This window comes from Streptomyces sp. NBC_01571, from assembly GCF_026339875.1.
Lineage (GTDB): Bacteria > Actinomycetota > Actinomycetes > Streptomycetales > Streptomycetaceae > Streptomyces.
Map to the genome: position 1 here is coordinate 8,365,731 of NZ_JAPEPZ010000001.1, position 18,035 is coordinate 8,383,765.

Annotated in this window: 12 protein-coding genes; 5 read left to right on the plus strand and 7 right to left on the minus strand. The window is 70.8% G+C overall.

What is annotated here, in order from left to right; genetic code table 11:
* Positions 1-300: 300 nt before the first annotated feature.
* From OHB41_RS37660 to OHB41_RS37680, 5 genes are all read right to left on the minus strand, one after another.
* Complete coding sequence (locus OHB41_RS37660) at positions 301-3,219, minus strand: glycoside hydrolase family 2 TIM barrel-domain containing protein (RefSeq protein ID WP_266703678.1); 2,919 nt, start codon at positions 3,217-3,219, stop codon at positions 301-303.
* Positions 3,219-4,055: a carbohydrate ABC transporter permease gene (locus OHB41_RS37665; protein ID WP_153287709.1), complete on the minus strand. Its 837-nt coding sequence runs from the start codon at positions 4,053-4,055 to the stop codon at positions 3,219-3,221. The genes OHB41_RS37660 and OHB41_RS37665 overlap by 1 nt, the downstream gene beginning before the upstream one ends.
* A 12-nt stretch (positions 4,056-4,067) precedes the next feature.
* The gene (locus OHB41_RS37670) at positions 4,068-5,033 is read right to left on the minus strand and encodes a carbohydrate ABC transporter permease (protein WP_266703684.1); all 966 of its coding nucleotides are present in this window, start codon (positions 5,031-5,033) and stop codon (positions 4,068-4,070) included.
* Positions 5,033-6,319 (minus strand): ABC transporter substrate-binding protein, encoded by a 1,287-nt coding sequence (locus OHB41_RS37675; RefSeq protein WP_266703686.1) that lies wholly within the window; start codon positions 6,317-6,319, stop codon positions 5,033-5,035. Before OHB41_RS37675 ends, OHB41_RS37670 begins: the two co-directional genes overlap by 1 nt.
* A 103-nt stretch (positions 6,320-6,422) precedes the next feature.
* Entirely contained in the window at positions 6,423-7,460 is a 1,038-nt protein-coding gene (locus tag OHB41_RS37680) for a carbohydrate kinase family protein (RefSeq protein ID WP_266703688.1), read from the minus strand.
* A gap of 126 nt (positions 7,461-7,586) precedes the next feature.
* On the opposite strand from OHB41_RS37680, the gene OHB41_RS37685 reads away from it, so the two are divergent.
* From OHB41_RS37685 to OHB41_RS37695, 3 genes are read left to right on the plus strand one after another with little or no spacing between them, the layout of a single operon-like run.
* The gene (locus tag OHB41_RS37685) at positions 7,587-8,354 is read left to right on the plus strand and encodes a DeoR/GlpR family DNA-binding transcription regulator (RefSeq protein ID WP_266706448.1); all 768 of its coding nucleotides are present in this window, start codon (positions 7,587-7,589) and stop codon (positions 8,352-8,354) included.
* Complete coding sequence (locus tag OHB41_RS37690) at positions 8,351-9,688, plus strand: 6-phospho-beta-glucosidase (RefSeq protein ID WP_266703690.1); 1,338 nt, start codon at positions 8,351-8,353, stop codon at positions 9,686-9,688. The genes OHB41_RS37685 and OHB41_RS37690 overlap by 4 nt, the downstream gene beginning before the upstream one ends.
* Before the next feature lie 27 nt (positions 9,689-9,715).
* Positions 9,716-12,763, plus strand: a complete 3,048-nt coding sequence (locus OHB41_RS37695) for an alpha-mannosidase (RefSeq protein ID WP_266703692.1) — start codon at positions 9,716-9,718, stop codon at positions 12,761-12,763.
* 78 nt (positions 12,764-12,841) lie between these two features.
* On the opposite strand, the gene OHB41_RS37700 is transcribed toward OHB41_RS37695, so the two are convergent.
* Complete coding sequence (locus OHB41_RS37700) at positions 12,842-14,533, minus strand: carbohydrate binding domain-containing protein (protein WP_266703694.1); 1,692 nt, start codon at positions 14,531-14,533, stop codon at positions 12,842-12,844.
* A 252-nt stretch (positions 14,534-14,785) separates the two neighbouring features.
* On the minus strand, positions 14,786-15,976 hold the full coding sequence (locus OHB41_RS37705) for an ATP-grasp domain-containing protein (protein WP_266703697.1): 1,191 nt from the start codon (positions 15,974-15,976) through the stop codon (positions 14,786-14,788).
* Positions 15,977-16,265: 289 nt separating this feature from the next.
* Between OHB41_RS37705 and OHB41_RS37710 the strand changes: the two genes are divergently transcribed.
* Positions 16,266-17,174: a metallophosphoesterase family protein gene (locus OHB41_RS37710; protein ID WP_266703699.1), complete on the plus strand. Its 909-nt coding sequence runs from the start codon at positions 16,266-16,268 to the stop codon at positions 17,172-17,174.
* Positions 17,122-18,024, plus strand: coding sequence for a 4'-phosphopantetheinyl transferase family protein (locus OHB41_RS37715; protein ID WP_266703701.1), 903 nt, complete (start codon positions 17,122-17,124; stop codon positions 18,022-18,024). The genes OHB41_RS37710 and OHB41_RS37715 overlap by 53 nt, the downstream gene beginning before the upstream one ends.
* Positions 18,025-18,035 lie beyond the last annotated feature (11 nt).

Below are 18,035 nucleotides of genomic sequence, written 5' to 3' on the forward strand. Positions count from 1 at the left end.
CCCGGGCGGGGGCGGTTCGTCCGTGCTTCGCACTTCGCACAGCATGCCGCGCCGACGGGTCGGCAACAACCGTGGGCGCAGGCAACGGTCTACCCGGACCCCGGCCCTGATCGACTGCTTCCGGTGACCCGGTGACCCGGTGACCCGGTGACCCGGTGACCCGGTGACCCGGTGACCCGGTGACCCGGCGCCAGCGGTGGCTTGTCCTCGGCCTGCTCGGCCTCGGCCCGCTCGGTCTGCGTCCGGGCATGCGAAGTACACACGTTCGCTCCATCGGGAAGAAGGTGGGGCGCGAGAGGGTCAGAGCATGCGCAGCGTCCAGGACCAGCGGTGGGTGCCGGCCCGGACCAGATGGCCGGGCGAGGTGTCGGGCCCGCAGGAGGCCGTGCCGAGGCCGCGGTGGGCGGCGTCGAGGTGGACCACGCAGCCGGGCCGCGCCACCAGCTCGTCGTGGTGGGTGGCGGCGGCCAGGTCCCCGGCGCGATACCGGGTCACGGACACCTGACGTGGCTCGTCCAGCGTGACGGTGAGCCCCGTGGCGTCCGGCGCAGAGAGCGTGAAACGGCGTACGCCGTGCCGTCCGCCGCTCTCCTGCGGCCGCAGGTACGGGGTGAACAGCTCGTCCACGGTGAGCGAGTGATGGCCCACGGGCGCGCCCGCGCTGCGGTCCGGATAGGACTCCCAGGGACCCTGTCCGTACCACTCCAGGACATCGAGTCCGGCGACCGTCTCGAAGACGGAGCCGACGCGCGGCACGTCGGCTAGCCCCTCCGGGAGCTCGGCCGTCTCCTCGATCCGTATCCCGCCTCCGACGCGGGTGAACACCTGCTCGTGGCGCACGGTTCCGGCGAGGGTCGCGTACCCGGCGACCACCGTGACGCCCGCGCTCTCGCGCCGTACGTCGAGCACCTCGCGCTCCGGCGCGTCGAGCCTCCAGGCCCGCCAGCGCAGGGCCATGCCGCCCAGTTCGTCGTTGTCGGTCGGTGTCCGCCACAGCGAGAGCACGGGGGCGGCGGTGAGCAGCGGATGGACGAGCAGGCCGGCCTCGTCCACCTCGACGGGCGGCCCCGGCAGGGTGGCCGACGTCATGCGGGCGGCCGCCCGCAACCGCACCTGCGGCACGCACACCTCGGTGCCCCGCGGCGTCCACGCCTCCTCGCCGGCCGTCGTCACCCGCAGCGTCAGCCAGGCCTCGCCGCCCTCCTCCGGCAGGGTGAACGGCATCGGCACCACGGCCGAGCCACCCGCCGGCACCCGGGGCAGTTCGGCAGGCGCGGTCCGGGTACCGCCGTCCGCGAGGGACAGCAGCCACTCGGCGGCGAGCCACTCCAGCCCGCGGAAGTGCTGGTGATTGGTCACCCGCAGCTCGCCCCCGGCGTACGCGAGGCGTACCGGCGCGGCGATCTCCCGGTGCTCGAACATCACCGGCTTGGGTGTGCGGTCGGGGAAGACCACCCCGTCGGCGACGAAGGCACCGTCGTGGATCGCCTCGCCGAAGTCGCCGCCGTAGGCCCAGCGATGGCCCGGGGCGGTGACACCGTGGTCGTACAGCCCGGCGCCATCGCGCCCGGCCGGTCTTCCGTCGCTCACGCGTTGAAGAATGCCGTGGTCCCAGAACTCCCAGATGAAACCGCCCTGAAGCCCGGGGGTGGACTCGATGGCCTCCCAGTGGTCGGCGAGCGTGCCGTTGCTGTTGCCCATGGCGTGCGAGTACTCGCACTGGATGAGCGGCTTGGTCTGCCGGCCGGAGAGGGCGTGCGCGACGCAGTCCTCCAGCGGCGCGTACATGGGGCAGGCGATGTCGGACGCGACCGTCGGACCGGCCCAGTCGAGTTTGGCCGCACCCTCGTACTGGAGGGGGCGCGTGGGGTCGTGCCGGCGGACCCAGCCCGCGGCGGCGTCGTGGTTGGCGCCGTAGTCGGACTCGTTTCCCAGCGACCAGATGATGACACAGGGGTGGTTCTTGTCGCGCAGCACCATCCGGGAGACGCGGTCCACGAAGGCGGCGAGATAGCGCGGGTCGTCGGCGATCTCGTGGGCGTGGTCGTGTGCCTCGATGTTCGCCTCGTCGACCACGTAGAAGCCGAGTTCGTCGGCGAGGTCGAGCAGGGAGGGGTCGTTGGGATAGTGGGCGGTGCGGATCGCGTTGAAGCCGAAGCGCTTCAGGGTGACGAGGTCCGCGCGCATGTCCTCGTACGACACCGTGCGGCCTGTCAGAGGATGGAAGTCGTGCCGGTTGACGCCCCGGATGTAGACCCGCTCACCGTTGAGAAGCAGGTCCCGGCCGCGGATCTCGACGTCGCGGAATCCCACGCGGTGGTGCGAGGTGTCGGCGACCGAGCCGTCGGCGCGGTGCAGCCGTACGGTCAGGGGATACAGCGCGGGCGTCTCCGTGGTCCAGGGGCGGGCGTCGGCGACGACCGTGCTGAGGCGGGCCTCGCCGAGGAAGTCGGAGACCCGCCCGTCCTCCTCCTTGAACCGCTCGAACTCCGCGTCCTGGGTGAGGAGATGCCCGTCCAGTTCGCCGGTGACGTACCAGCCGGCGGGCAGCGCGCCCCCCGCGTCCCGTACCTGGCAGTCGACGCGCAACGTGCCGTCGCGCCGCGTCCGCACGGTCACGTCGGCCAGCCGCAGCGGATCGGTCGCGTACAGCAGGACAGGGCGGGTGATCCCGGCGTGCCACCACTGGTCCTGGTCCTCCAGGTGCGAGGCGTCCGACCACTTGACGACGGTGAGCCGCAACACCGCGCGCCCGCCGGGCCGTACGACGCCCGACAGGTCGAACTCGGCCGCGAGATGCGAGTCCTTGGAGACGCCGACCGGCCGCCCGTCCACGTGGACCAGCAGTACGCTCCCGGCGGCACCGACCTGGAGCACGATCCGGCGTCCGGCCCACTCGGCGGGGACGTCCACCTCACGCTCGTAGACCCCGGTGGGATTGGCGGCGGGGGAGGCGGGCGGGAACTCGCCCCAGGGCATCGCGAAGTTGGTGTACTGCGGCAGGTCGTCGGTGCCCTGCACGGTCCAGGCGCCCGGGACCCGCTGGGAGGACCGGACGCCGTGGGCCGGGGCGTCCGGCGCGGGCAGCAGCTGGAAGCGCCAGTCGCCGTCCAGGGAGAGGGCTCCCGGTCGACGGTCCAGCGCGTTCATCGGCAACCGCCCCCAGGAGGTCACCTCGGGTGACTCCCAGGGGCGGAGCGCGCGGAGCGGGTCGCTCATCAGCGGATGGCCCCCTTGCCGAGGTCCGCGATGATCTGCCTGGCGCCGATGGCGAAGACGATCAGCAGAGGGACGAGGGCGAGGAGCGCTCCGGTCATGACCATTCCGTAGTCGGTGGTGCCGTGGACACCGTTGAGCTGGGACAGCGCGACCTGGAGGGTCACGTTGTCGGGGTTGGTGAGGGCGATCAGGGGCCAGGCGTAGTCGTTCCACTGGCCCATGAAGGTGAAGATGCCGAGGAAGGCGAGGCCCGGCCGGACGACCGGGAGCGCCACGTGCCAGTACTGGCGCAGGAAGCCGGCCCCGTCGAGCTTCGAGGCGTCGATCAGCTCGTCGTGGATGGCGCTCCTCATGTACTGGCGCATCCAGAAGATGCCGAACGCGTTGGCCGCCGCGGGGACGATCAGCGCGGTCATCGAGCCGATCCACCCGAGCTTCGCCATGATGACGAACTGTGGGATCGCCTGGAGCTGGGCCGGGACCATGAAGATGGCCATCATCAGCGCGAAGAGCACCCGACGGCCGGGGAAGTCGAACTTGGCGAAGACGAACGCGGCCAGCGAGTCGAAGAACAGGACCAGGACGGTCACCGAGCACGCCACCAGCAGCGAGTTGAACATCGACCCGAAGAAGTCCACGTTGTCGAAGAGGTGGCGGGCGTTCTCCAGGAAGTGCGAGCCGGGCAGCAGTTTCGGCGGGTAGGAGAAGATCTCCGTCGACGAGTGCGTCGACATGATCACGGCCCAGTAGAACGGCAGGACAGAGAGCAGCAGACCGGCGATCAGGACGAGATGGAGGCCGATGCCCCGGCGCCGTGAACCCTTGAGGGATGCCATGGTGGGGGCCTCCTAGTCTTCGCCCCGGCGCTGTACCAGCCGCCAGTTGATGATCGAGAAGATGATGACGACGAGGAAGATGCCCCAGGCCACGGCGGCGCCGTAGCCGAAGTCGTTGTTGTCGAAGGTCTGCTGGAAGAAGTAGAGGACCATGGTCTGGCCCGAGTGGCCCGGACCTCCCGCGAACGACGAGTTGTTGTCCGTGGACTGCAGCAGCACCTGGGGCTCGGAGAACGTCTGCAGACCGGTGACCGTCGAGATGACGAGCACGAAGAGCAGCACCGGTCGCATCAGCGGCAGCGTGATCCGGAAGAAGGTCTGCACGGGCCCGGCGCCGTCCATCCGCGCCGCCTCGTACAGCTCGCCGGGAATCGTCTGGAGTCCGGCGAGGAAGATGATCGCGTTGTACCCGGTCCACTGCCAGGTCATCAGCGTCGCGACGGCGACCTTGATGCCCCAGGGGGTGTTCAGCCATGCCACCTGGTCCAGTCCGACCGCCTGCAACAGGGCGTTGACCAAACAGAAGTTGGTGGAGAAGACCGAACCGAAGATGATCGCGACCGCCACGATCGAGGTGACGTTCGGCAGGAAGTAGGCGAAGCGGTAGACGTTCTTGAAGCGCACCGCGGAGTTGAGCAGCACGGCCGTGACCATCGACAGGAAGATCATCGGGAAGGTGGCCAGCGCCCAGATGACGAGCGTGTTCCCGATCGAGCTCCAGAACTGACTGTCCGCCAGCAGGTACCGGTACTGGGACAGTCCGGCGAACTCCATCGGCCCCAGGCCGTCCCAGCGGTGGAACGAGAGATAGAGGGAGAAGCCGACCGGGACCAGGCCGAAGGTGAGGAAGAGCAGATAGAAGGGGGAGATCGCGGCGTACAGCCGCCAGTGGCTGAGGACACCCTTCCTGGGGTGGGCGGGGAGGGGCCGGGCGGGCGTCGGCGGGGGTGTCGTCTCCAGCACGGGCGCGGTGGCCATCAGTAGCTCACCCCCAGGTGGTCCGCGATGCGCCGGCACTTGCTCATGGCGTCCCTCCAGGCCTTCTCCGGGTTCTTGCCGAGGACGGAGAAGTTCCGCAGCTCGTCGTTGATCGGGGTGCTGAGCGCGACGTCGTAGGGGCTGTTGAAGGCGACCGGGACCTTCCGCGCCGCCGGGCCGAAGACGTCCATGGTGATCTGGTCACCGAAGAACGGGTCGGGTTCGCGCAGCTGCTTCATGGCGTACGAGGCCGGAGTCGAGGGGAAGAGCACGGAGTCGACGAACCCCTGGGCCTGGTTGCCCGCGTCGAGCATCCAGGTGATCAGTTCGAAGGCCTTCTCCGGCTCCCGGCACGCCTTCGTGATCGCCAGGAACGAGCCCCCGATGTTGGACGGTCCGCCGGGACAGTTCGCGACCCGCCATCTGCCCTTGGTCCTCGGCACGTTGAGCTTGATGTCACCGGCCGCCCAGGAGGCGTTCAGCTGGCTGGGCAGCAGGCCTCGCTCGGTGGCGGAGGTGTTGTCCGGCGTTCCGTTGACGATCTTCGAGACCAGGCCGCGGTGGGTGGCCTCGACGGCACGGTCCCAGGCGGCGCGCACGTGCTCCTGATCGCCGATGAAGTGCCGGTCCCGGTCGACGAACCGCTTGGTCGACTGGTTGACCGAGATGCTGAAGACGCTCAGCGCGTCGGTCAGGATGAAGGAGCCCGGGACGCGCTTCCTGAGCTGCTCGCCGGCCGCGAAGAACTGGTCCCAGGTGGCCAGTTCCCGGGAGACGTCGGCCGGCTCGTACGCCAGCCCCGCCTTCTCGAAGACGGCCGGCTGGTAGTAGTGGGCGACCGGGCCGCAGTCGATGGGGAAGCCCACCATCGAGCCGTCCTCGGCGATGGCCTGATCCCACTTCCAGGCCAGGTACCGGTCCTTGAGCTTGTCGGCGCCCAGCGTCCGCAGGTCCACGAACTGGTCGGAGTTCGGCAGGTAGGAGGCCATGTCCTCGCCCTTGAGCCCGGCGATGTCCGGGATGTGGGCGCGCCCGGTCAGTGTCGTCAGCAGTTTGGAGCGGTAGTAGCCGCCGATCTGGATGGCCTGGAGGTTCACCGCGCTGTGGTAGCGGGCCCTGGCGTCCTGGACGACCTTCGGGCTCAGCCCTCCGCTCCAGTACCAGAGCACCATGTTCCGTCCGGTCGAGCCGGTCGGGACGCCGCAGCCGGTCGTCAGGCCGCCGAGCGCCGTGGCGGCCGTAGCGGCCAGGCCGGCGCGGAGCAGGCCCCTTCGTGAGAGCCGCACTGCTCCCACCGCCTTTCGGATCTCTTCTGTCTTCGTGTACCAGGGGTCGAATCAGGTGAACGGGGGGTCGGGCAACGGGTCGTACGGGGTGTCGCGTCGGGGGTCATCGGGGGGTGCCCGGCCGACGTGGAGTGTCGGGGGGAGTCACCGGTGCGTGGCGGACGGGCGGGCCGGGGTCCGCGGGGATGCGTTCGGCCAGGAAGCCGTACGTGCGGCGCAGGCCGGGGTCCCGCAGCGACTGCCACCAGCGGTGCACGCCGTACCAGCCGGGCGCGGCCAGGGCACCGCCGTGCCGGCGTACCGAGAGTCCGGCGGCCAGTACCGCGAAGCGCAGCCGCTCCTCCAGCGGCCAGCCGCCGAGAGAGGCGGCGACGAAGCTCGCGCCGAAGACGTCCCCGGCCCCCGTCGCGTCCAGGACATCGATGTCGAGGGCCGGGACCTCCGCGTACTCGCCCGTCGTCTGGTCCGCGGCCATCGCGCCGTCGCCGCCGCGGGTGACCACGGCGACCGGTACCAGCTCGGTCAGTCTGCCGAGGGCCGCGCCCGCGCTGCCGGTGCGTGTGTACGCCATCGCCTCCGCCTCGTTCGGGAGGAAGGCGTGGCACAGGGAGAGCTGGTCGAGGAGGTCGCGGGACCACCGCTGGGTGGGGTCCCAGCCGACGTCGGCGTAGATCCGGGTTCCGTTCGCGGCCGCCTTCGCGAGCCAGGCGCTCGGCTCGGCCTGGAGGTGCACGAGGGCGGTGCGCCCCGCGGGCGGGTCGCCCATCAGTTCGTCCTGCGAGTACGGCGGCTCCTGGCCGTGGGTGACGAGGGCCCGGTCGTCGCCGTGGGCCAGGGAGACGGTGACCGGGGTGTGCCAGCCGTCCGCGGTGCGGGAGAGGGAGAGGTCGATGCCCTCCTGGCCGGCGAGCACCTCGCGGCAGTACGACCCGTAGTGGTCGTCGCCGAAGACCGTGGCCAGGGAGGTGCGCAGACCGTAGCGGGCCGCCGCGACGGCCAGGTTCGCGATGCCGCCCGGGCTCACGCCCATGCCCTCGGTCCAGATCTCCTCGCCGGGGGTCGGCGGTTTCCCCAGTCCGGTCAGGACGAGGTCGTAGAAGAGCAGCCCGGTCAGCAGGACGTCGGGCCGTTCGTCACCCACGAGCACATCCTCTCGTCAAAAGTCTGCAAGCGGTGACCAGGATCGTGCGCGCATCGCTTCAATTTGGCAAGAGTCGAGCAGAACTGAGCATAGAAATGATTGAAGATGACGAGTACTGTTCACAGGGTGCTGGCAGAGCGACGACATCAACTCATCCTGCGGGCCCTGCGCTCCGGCGGGCCCGCGGCCGTGACCGACCTCTCCGAACAGCTGGGCGTGAGCCCGGCCACGGTCCGCCGTGACCTGTTGAGACTTGAGGAGGAAGGCCTGCTCACGCGGGTGCACGGTGGCGCGGTCGTCGACGAGGGCGACCAGCCCTTCGCCGAGGTCGCCGAGGTCCGGGTGGCCGAGAAGGACGCCATCGCGGCGCGCGCCGCGTCGATGGTCGTGGACGGCCAGTCCGTCCTGCTGGACATCGGCACGACCGCGTACCGGCTGGCCCGGCAGCTCCACGGCCGCCGGATCACCGTGATCACCAGCAACCTGGTGGTCTACGAGGAGCTCGTGGACGACGAGAACATAGAGCTGGTGCTGCTCGGCGGCATGGTGCGCCGCGAGTACCGCTCCCTGGTCGGCTTCCTCACCGAGGACAACCTGCGACAACTGCACGCCGACTGGCTCTTCCTCGGCACCAGCGGGGTACGCCCGGGCGGCCAGGTCATGGACACCACCGTGGTCGAGGTACCGGTCAAGCGCGCCATGATCCAGGCCGGTGACAAGGTCGTCCTGCTCGCCGACCGCGCGAAGTTCCCGGGTACGGGAATGGCGCGGGTCTGCGGGCCGGAGGAGCTGGACGTGGTGGTGACGAACGGTCCGCCGGACCCGGCGACGCGGTCCTCGTTGGAAGAAGCGGGCGTGCAAGTGGTCGTGACGGGAAAGGCGGAGACGGCGTGAAGCTGACGATTCTGGGTGGCGGCGGGTTCCGGGTGCCGCTCGTGTACGGGGCACTCCTCGGGGACCGCGCCGAGGGCCGCGTCACCCGTGTCGTACTGCACGACGTGGACGCGGAGCGACTGACGGCCGTCGCCCGCGTGCTGAGCGAGCAGGCCGCGGGGGACCCCGACGCCCCCGAGGTGTCCTTCACGACCGACCTCGACGACGCCCTGCGCGGCGCCGACTTCGTCTTCTCGGCGATCCGGGTCGGCGGACTGGAGGGCCGGGCGGCGGACGAGCGGGTCGCCCTCGACGAGGGGGTCCTCGGCCAGGAGACGGTCGGTGCCGGCGGCATCGCGTACGGCCTGCGCACGGTGCCGGTCGCCGTCGACATCGCCCGCCGGGTGGCCCGGCTCGCCCCCGACGCCTGGGTCATCAACTTCACCAACCCGGCCGGTCTGGTCACCGAGGCCATGTCCCGCCACCTCGGCGACCGCGTGATCGGCATCTGCGACTCGCCCGTCGGCCTCGGCCGCCGGATCGCCACCGTCCTGGGCGCGAACCCCCGCGAGGCCTTCATCGACTACGTCGGCCTCAACCACCTCGGCTGGGTGCGCGGGCTGCGCGTCGAGGGCAGGGACGAGCTGCCCAGGCTGCTCGCCGACCCCGAACTGCTCGGCTCCTTCGAGGAGGGCAAGCTCTTCGGTGCCGACTGGCTGCGCTCCCTGGGCGCCGTCCCGAACGAGTACCTGCACTACTACTACTTCAACCGGGAAACCGTCAGCGCCTACCAGCGCGCGGAGAAGACCCGCGGCGCGTTCCTGCGCGACCAGCAGAAGCGGTTCTACGACGACATGAAGCACCCGGACACCGCCGCGCTCACCGCCTGGGACCGCACCCGCGCCGAGCGCGAGGCCACCTACATGGCCGAGAACCGGGACGCGGCCGGCGCGGGCGAGCGCGCCGCCGACGACCTCTCCGGCGGGTACGAGAAGGTGGCGCTCGCGCTGATGCGCGCCATCGCCCGCGACGAGCGCACCACCCTGATCCTCAACGTCCGCAACCGCGGCACCCTCGCGGTGCTCGACACGGACGCCGTCATCGAGGTGCCCTGCCTCGTCGACGCCAACGGCGCGCACCCCGTCTCCGTCGCCCCGCTGCCCGGCCACGCCACCGGGCTGGTGTGCGCGGTCAAGGCGGTGGAGCGCGAGGTGCTGTCCGCGGCCGATTCCGGCTCGCGCACGACCGCCGTCAAGGCCTTCGCCCTGCACCCGCTCGTGGACTCGGTGAACGTGGCCCGGCGACTGGTCGACGGATACACCTCGGTCCACCCCGGTCTGGCGTACCTCAAGTAGCGCTTCCCGTCCGCTTGGAGACTTCTCATGCACGACGAACGCCGCCGGATCGAGGAGCGCGTCCAGCGCGTCCACGACCAGCGCATCAAGCCCGCCGTCCACGCCGCCTCCGTACCCTTCGAGGTCGAGGCGTGGCAGGCGCCCGGTGAACCGGTCCCCTTCGACGAGGCCGCCGCGGCGCCGTACCAGCCCTTCGCGATGGGCACCCCCTGGGGGCCGCCGTGGGGCACCACCTGGTTCCGGATGCGCGGGACCGTACCCGAGGACTGGGCGGGCAGGCGTGTCGAGGCCGTCTTCGACCTCGGCTTCGTGGGGGACTGGCCCGGCAACCAGGCCGAGGCGCTCGTCCACCTCCCCGACGGGGTCCCGCTGAAGGCGGTCAACCCGCAGAACCAGTACGTGCCCGTCGCCCGTCCGGCCGCGGGCGGGGAACGCGTCGACTACCTGGTCGAGGCGGCCTCGAACCCCGACATCCTGGCGGACGACTTCGCGCGCCCGACCCCGCTCGGCGACCGGCTCACGGCGGGCTCCGAACCGCTCTACACCTTCAGGCGCGCGGACATCGCCGTTCTCGACGAGGACGTCTGGCACCTCGACCTCGACATCCAGGTGCTGCGCGAGCTGATGACGGAGCTCGGCGAATCCGATCCGCGCCGCCACGAGATCATGATCGCGCTCGACCGGGCGCTGGACGCGCTGGACCTGGACGACATCTCCGGGACCGCCGGCGCGGCGCGCGCCGTACTGGCGCCCACGCTGGCCAAGCCCGCGCACGCCAGCGCCCACACCCTCTCCGCGGTGGGCCACGCGCACATCGACTCCGCCTGGCTCTGGCCGATCCGCGAGACCAAGCGCAAGACCGCCCGCACCTTCTCGAACGTGACCGCGCTCGCCGAGGAGTACGAGGAGCTGGTCTTCGCCTGCTCACAGGCCCAGCAGTACGAGTGGGTGCGCGACCACCACCCGCACGTGTGGGAGCGGATCAAGAAGGCGGTCGCCGACGGGAACTGGGCGCCGGTCGGCGGCATGTGGGTCGAGGCCGACGGCAACCTGCCCGGCGGTGAGGCGCTGGCCCGCCAGCTCGTCCACGGCAAACGGTTCTTCATCGAGCACTTCGGCATCGAGACCAAGGGCGTGTGGCTGCCGGACTCCTTCGGCTACAACGCGGCCTACCCGCAGCTCGCCAAACTCGCCGGCAACGACTGGTTCCTCACCCAGAAGCTCTCCTGGAACCAGACCAACAAGCTGCCGCACCACAGCTTCTGGTGGGAGGGCCTCGACGGCACGCGCATCTTCACGCACTTCCCGCCCGTCGACACCTACAACGTGGAGTTCTCCGGCAGGGAGATGGCGCACGCCGTCCGCAACTACCAGGACAAGGGCCGCGGTTCGACGTCACTGGCCCCCTTCGGCCACGGCGACGGCGGTGGCGGCCCCACCCGCGAGATGATGGAGCGGGCCCGCCGGCTGGCGAACCTGGAGGGTTCGGCGAAGGTACGCGTCGAGCACCCGGACGCCTTCTTCGCCACCGCGCGCGAGGAGATCCCCGGGGACCAGGTCTGGTCGGGCGAGCTCTACCTGGAGCTGCACCGCGCCACCTACACCTCGCAGGCCCGCACCAAGCAGGGCAACCGGCGCAGCGAACACCTGCTGCGCGAGGCCGAGTTGTGGGCGACGACGGCCGCGCTGCGGACGCCGGCGTACTCCTACCCGTACGAGCGGCTCGACCGGCTCTGGAAGACGGTCCTGCTCCACCAGTTCCACGACATCCTGCCCGGCTCCTCCATCGCCTGGGTGCACCGCGAGGCCGAGGCGGAGTACGCGCGGGTGGCGCGGGAGGTGGAGGCGATCACGGAGGAGGCCGTGGCCGCGCTGGGCAGCGGCGGCACCCGGGTGTTCAACGCCGGTCCGGTCGACCGCGCCGAAGTGGTGCGTACCCCCGCCGGCCTCCCGGTCTACGTCGAGGTCCCGGCGAACGGCAGCGCGCCGCTGGGCACGGCCGGACCACCGCGGCCGGTGACCGTCGACGGCCGCGTCCTCGACAACGGACTGGTCCGCGTCGAACTGGCCGTGGACGGCACCCTGGCGTCCGTGCGGGACCTGACGGCCGACCGCGAGGTCCTCGCCGACAAGGGGAACCTCCTGCGTCTGCACAGCGACCTCCCGAACCACTGGGACGCCTGGGACATCGACAAGCACTACCGGAACCGCTACACGGACCTGCTCGACACCGAGTCCGTGACCGTGGCCGAGGACGGACCGCTGCTCGGCGCCCTGCGGGTGGAACGCGCCTTCGGGAAGGGCTCGCGGATCGTCCAGACGATCACCGTACGGGCGGGCAGCCGCCGGATCGACGTCGAGACCGAGATCGACTGGCACGAGACGGAGAAGATCCTCAAGGCCGCCTTCCCGGTGGACATCCGGGCCCCGTACTCCTCCGCGGAGATCCAGTTCGGCCACGTCCAGCGCCCCACCCACACCAACACCAGCTGGGAGTCGGCCCGTTTCGAGGTCTACGGCCACCGCTGGGTGCACATCGCCGAGCCCGGCTACGGCGTCGCCGTCATCAACGACTCGACCTACGGCCACGACGTCTCCCGCACGGTCCGCGAGGACGGCGGTACGACGACGACCGTCCGGCTCTCCCTGGTGCGTGCCCCGCGCGTACCCGACCCCGACGCCGACCAGGGCAGGCACCGCTTCACCTACGCGCTGCTGCCGGGCGCGACCATCGAGGACGCGGTCGCGGCGGGCTACGCGCTCAACCTGCCGCTGCGCGTGACCGATTCGGCCGGCAGCGCCGTGCCCGTCGTCTCCGTCGACGGCGAGGGCGTGACGGTCGAGGCGGTCAAGCTCGCCGACGACACCTCGGGCGATGTCGTCGTACGCCTCTACGAGTCACGCGGCGGCCGGGCCACCGGCATCCTGCGCACGGGCTTCCCGCTCGCGGGGGCGCAGGTGACCGACCTGCTGGAACGCCCGCTGGGCGAGGCGGACACGGACGGGGACGCGGTGGCGGTGTCACTGCGGCCGTTCGAGGTGCGGACACTGCGGCTGGCCGTGCGGAAGGACTGACCGTCCGGGGGCGCCGTGCCGAAGCGAGTGCGGGGGTACCCGGCCGGGTGACGGCCGGGTACCCCCGCGAGGGAGGTGTCAGCCGGTGAACCCGGCGGTGATGGAGGTGAACTGCCAGGTGCTCTGGCTGATGCCGGAGCAGTTGCTCACCACACCGCCGCCGGGGCAGGACCGGTCACGGTTGACCGCCCAGTAGGCGAGCCGGGCGATGTGGTGCGAGTTCGCCCAGTCACGGATCTGGGTCCAGATCGCCGGGGTCGTGTTCTCCTGCTGGTCGCTCAGTCCGTTCATGCCGGAGATGCCGATGTGGGAGTACGCGGTGGCGTCGTCCCAGCCGAAGGTCGACTTCAGCTTGGCCTTCAGCCCCTCGGTGGCGTTGACGGTGTTGTTGTACATGTCGGAGCCGCCGCCGAAGTCGAACGGCATGATGGTGAAGACGTCGATGCCCGCGTTGAGCGACTGCGCCTGCTCGATGAGCCGGTTGCCGTAGTACGTCGGACCGGTCGTCGAGGTGCCGAAGGTGACGATCGTGCGCAGGCCGGGGTTGTTGGCCTTCACGGTCTTCAGCGCGGTCAGGATCTTCGCCTGGACGGCCTCGTTCTCGAACTCGTCGGTGTTCTCGATGTCCATGTCGATCGCCTTGAGGCCGTAGGCGTCGATCACCTTCTGCAGCGCACCCGCCAGCGCACCGGCGGAGGAGCAGTTGGCGCCGAGCTTGCTGCCCTGCCAGCCGCCGAACGACGGGACGACGTCACCGCCCGCGGAACGGATCTGGTTGATGACGGTCTGGTCGGTGCCGCCGGTCAGCGGCCGGCTGCTGTCCCAGGCGGGGTTGCAGCCGCCCGAGTCGAGCATGAACGCCATCGTGAACCACTTGATCCCGGTCGAGCTCATCACCGAGGTCGCGCTCGGCGGGTCGCCCCAGCCGAGGTAGAGGTAGGGCGCCGCCTGCTTGAAGCCGGTGGGGCCGCCACCGCCCGCGCTCGTGGTCACGCTCACGGAGTTCGAGGCCGCGGAGGTGTTCCCGGCCGCGTCCCGCGCCTTCACCGTGAAGGTGTACGCCGTGCTCGGCGACAGCCCGCTGACCGTCGCGCCGGTACCGGAGACGCTGAGCACCTGGTTCGAGCCGCTGTAGACGTCGTACGCGCTGACGCCGACGTTGTCGCTCGACGCGCCCCACGACAGCGACACGCTCGACGAGGTCTTGCCGGTGGAGGTCAGGTTCGTCGGTGTGGTCGGCGCCTGGGTGTCGGAGCCGCCTCCGCCGCCGCCCGGACCGTCGAGGCTGATGTCGTCGGCGTAGTAGGTGCCCTGCGCGTACCAGCCGTGGACATAGATCTTGGCACTGGTCTGCGAGGCGCCGGTGGTGAAGGACACGGAGAGCTGGCTGTACGCCGACGGGGACGTGGTCCAGGTCGAGGCACCGCCGTCCACGCCGAGGTAGACGTAGTTGCCGCGCACCCAGCCCGAGAGGCTGTACGTGGTGTTCGGCTGCACCGAGACGGTCTGGCTGCACTGGGCGTTGTCACTCGAACTCACCGCGCCCGCGAGGGCCTTGGAGCCTCCGTGCACGGGGCTGGAGACCACCGAGCCGAGGTTCCCGGTGCAGGACCAGGGGGAGGGACTGCCCGACTCGAAGCCGGGATTGGAGAGGATGTTGGCCGCCTGGGCCGTGGTGGGGAGGGCGACCGCCCCGGCCAGGGCCAGGGCAGCGGTGCCGAGCAGAGCGAAGAAGCGACGTCTGGAACGTCCGAGGTCGGTGATGCGCACGCGATCTCCCTGAAGAAATGGGGGTGTTCGGGAGTGCTGAGAGGTGCGCAACCAAGTTGGTATGGACCAATCACGCTGTCAAGACGCTGGGCGAGAACTGGTCCGGACCGGTGGACCGACAAGGGTGACAAGGGTGACAAGGGGAGGGAAGAAGCGAGGCAGGGGGAGCGAGGGACACGTGGGGAGAAGAGGGAAAGCGGCGGGGGAAAGGGGGAGTGGGCGGGGCCCGGGGGCGGGCGGGCTCGTCGGCGGTCAGGCGGGAGCGATGGCGGCGCTGCTCGCACCCGCGGACGCGGGCGTGGCGGCCGACGAGGCCGCGGGCGCCGTGGCCGGTGCCGTGGTGACCGCCGCCGCCGGGGCCGGGACGGCCGGCAGCGTGGGCGCGGGGGCGTGGGCGTCGGTGCGCTGCTGCGGCAGTGACACCGGGCGCACCGGACGCGGCCCCGCCACCACGGTGTAGTCCGGTGCGAGCGTCGGCGGCAGCAGCTCGCCCGTCTCCTCGCCGAGGGCCAACTGCACTGCCGCCCAAGGGGCGTTGACGCCGCACTGGGCGAGCTGGTGCAGACCGCCCGCCGGACGGGTGTTGACGTCCATCAGAACCGGCTCGTCGCCGAACATACGGAACTGGATGTTCGTCAGGTAGTGCAGCCCGAACGCCTCCGCGAGCAGCCGCGCGGGCTCGATCCACGAAGGGTGGAGCGTGAAGCCACGGCGACGCCCGTTCTTGGTGCGGCCCACCGCCATACGGACCCGGCCGTCCGGACCGGTCAGGCAGTCCACGGACACCTCCGGCTCCGCCAGACGCGGCATGACGAGCCAGTCGACGGGCTCGTCGGCCTGCAACATCGCCTCCACCACCAGGTCGAGCGGCACGTACGGGCTCGGGAACCCGTTGAGGTGCATCATCGAGAAGGGGGTCCGCGTCAGGACGCGGAAGCCCACCCCGCCCGCGCCGGCCGCGGGCTTGAAGCAGGCCCGGTGGCCGTCGGCCTCCAGCGCCTCGACCGCCGCCACCAGCTCTTCAGGGGTACGCACCCGCCACCACGGAGGCACCGGCACGCCCACGGCCTGCACGGCCTGGTACGCGGTCGCCTTGTCCTGGAAGACGGCCACGGCCTCGACGGTCGGCGCCAGCAGGGCCGTACCGAGCGCGGCGAACTCCGCGCGGTGCGCCACGATCGCCGGCTGGTGCAGGACCGGCACGAACACATCGATGGAGTGCCGTGCGCACTGGTCGAGCGCGTACTCCACGTAGGCGGCGGGGGAGAGGCCGTCCGGCTCCATGGCGGCGGTGTCGGCGGCCGCCAGCACGGGGGAGTCGGGATCACCGTGCGTGGCATGGATCTCGACCGCGCGGCGCTGCGGATTACTTCGCAGCTGGTCCATGAAGAACACGTTCTCCGCGTACGTGCGGTTGAGCCAGACGCGTACGCGAGAGACCATGCAGGCCGCCTTTCACGGTTCCCGGGCACGGCGGAGCGGGCCGTGCCCGGCCAAGGGGGAGGGAGGAACACCAAGCCGCCGTACGCCAAGGTAGGTTCATGGCGGCCGTGTTGGGGCGATCATAAGGGGAGCGGGACCGCAGTGGTGCTACGGGCCTGTTACGGAATTTCCGGGACGCGGCACCGAACGCCCCGGGCCGGAACCGGCCCCCGCCGCGCGCGGTCCGTTCTTGTCCCGCGAGGGTGAATATGTTCTTGTGTTTCCAGTCCTTTTCTCGGAGGTGGCGAGGGTGCGGTCTACGGCCGGCGGACACGGAAACCTGCTGGCCATCAGCGACCTGCACATCGGGTATCCGGAGAACCGCGCCCTGGTCGAGGAGATGCGCCCCTCCACGGACGACGACTGGCTCCTGGTCGCCGGTGACGTCTCGGAGACCGTGGCCGACATCCACTGGGCCCTCGAAACACTCGCCGGACGCTTCCGCAAGGTCGTCTGGGTGCCGGGCAACCACGAGCTGTGGACCCATCCGAAGGACACCGTCACGCTGCGCGGCGTGGAGCGCTACGAGCATCTCGTGACCCTGTGCCGGGAGCTGGGTGTCACGACCCCCGAGGACCCCTACCCGATCTGGGACGGGCCGGGCGGCCCCGTCGTCGTCGCACCGCTCTTCCTGCTCTACGACTACTCGTTCCTGCCGCCGGGCTGCACGACCAAGGACGAGGGCATGGCGTACGCGGAGAAGACCGGGGTGATCTGCACCGACGAGTACACCCTGCACCCCGACCCCTATCCGAGCCGCGAGGCCTGGTGCCGGGCCCGGGTCGCCGAGACCGGGCGCAGGCTCGCCGAGCTGCCCGAGGACCTGCCCACGGTGCTGGTCAACCACTATCCGCTGGACCGCCACCCGACCGACGTCCTGCGCTATCCCGAGTTCGCGATGTGGTGCGGCACCGGGCTGACGGCCGACTGGCACCGCCGGTTCCGCGTCGAGGTCATGGTCTACGGTCATCTCCACATCCCGCGGACCACCCACCACGAGGGGGTCCGCTTCGAAGAGGTCTCGGTGGGCTACCCCCGCGAGTGGCGCCCACGCCCGGGACCGCCGGGAACGCTGCGCCGCATACTGCCGATGGAGGTCGGAACCGGTGATCGAGGAGCTGCTCCCGGACTCGGTCGTGAGCGTGGAGGCGCTCGGTGACGACGCGGCCGGGGGCGCGCGGCTGTATCCCGAGGAAGAGGCGCTCGCGGTGTCGTTCGTACACAAACGGCGCAGTGAGTTCGCCGCCGTACGCGGCTGTGCCCGGCAGGCCATGGAGAAGCTCGGGGTGGCGCCGCGCGCCGTTCCGCGCGGGGACAGCGGAGCGCCGATCTGGCCCGCGGGGCTGATCGGCAGCATGACGCACTGCGAGGGCTACTGCGCCGCGTCCCTCGCCCGCGCCGGTGACCTGGCCTCCCTGGGCATCGACGCCGAACCCCACCAGGAGCTTCCCGAGGACGTCATCGTCTCGGTGGCGCTGCCCACCGAGAACGACCGCCTGCGCCGGCTGGCGGAGCGGGACCCGTCCGTGCACTGGGACCGGCTGCTCTTCAGCGCCAAGGAGTCGGTCTACAAGGCGTGGTTCCCGCTCATGGGGCAGTGGCTGGACTTCCTGGAGGCGGACATCGATCTCTTCGAGGACGGCGGCCCGGCGCCGCACGGTGCCGGAGCGGGGGCTTCCGCGGCCAGGGGTTCCACGACGGGGACTGCGGCGAGCGGGGCTGAGGTGAGCAGAGGTCCGGTGAGCAGGGGGCCACTGAGCAGGGGTTCCGTGACCGGGCACCCCGTGACCGGGCACGCCGTGTCCAGGGACTCCGTGTCCAGGGACTCCCTGAAGGGTTCCGCCACCGGCGGTCCCGAACGGTCCGGCGGATTCCGGGCCACGCTCCTGGTACCGGGACCGCTGGTCGGCGGGCGCCGGATCCAGTCCTTCGACGGGCGCTGGACGGTCCGGCAGGGCCTGCTGGCCACGGCCGTCGCCGTGCCCCACGGCGGAACGGGCGCGGTCTAGGAACGCGACCG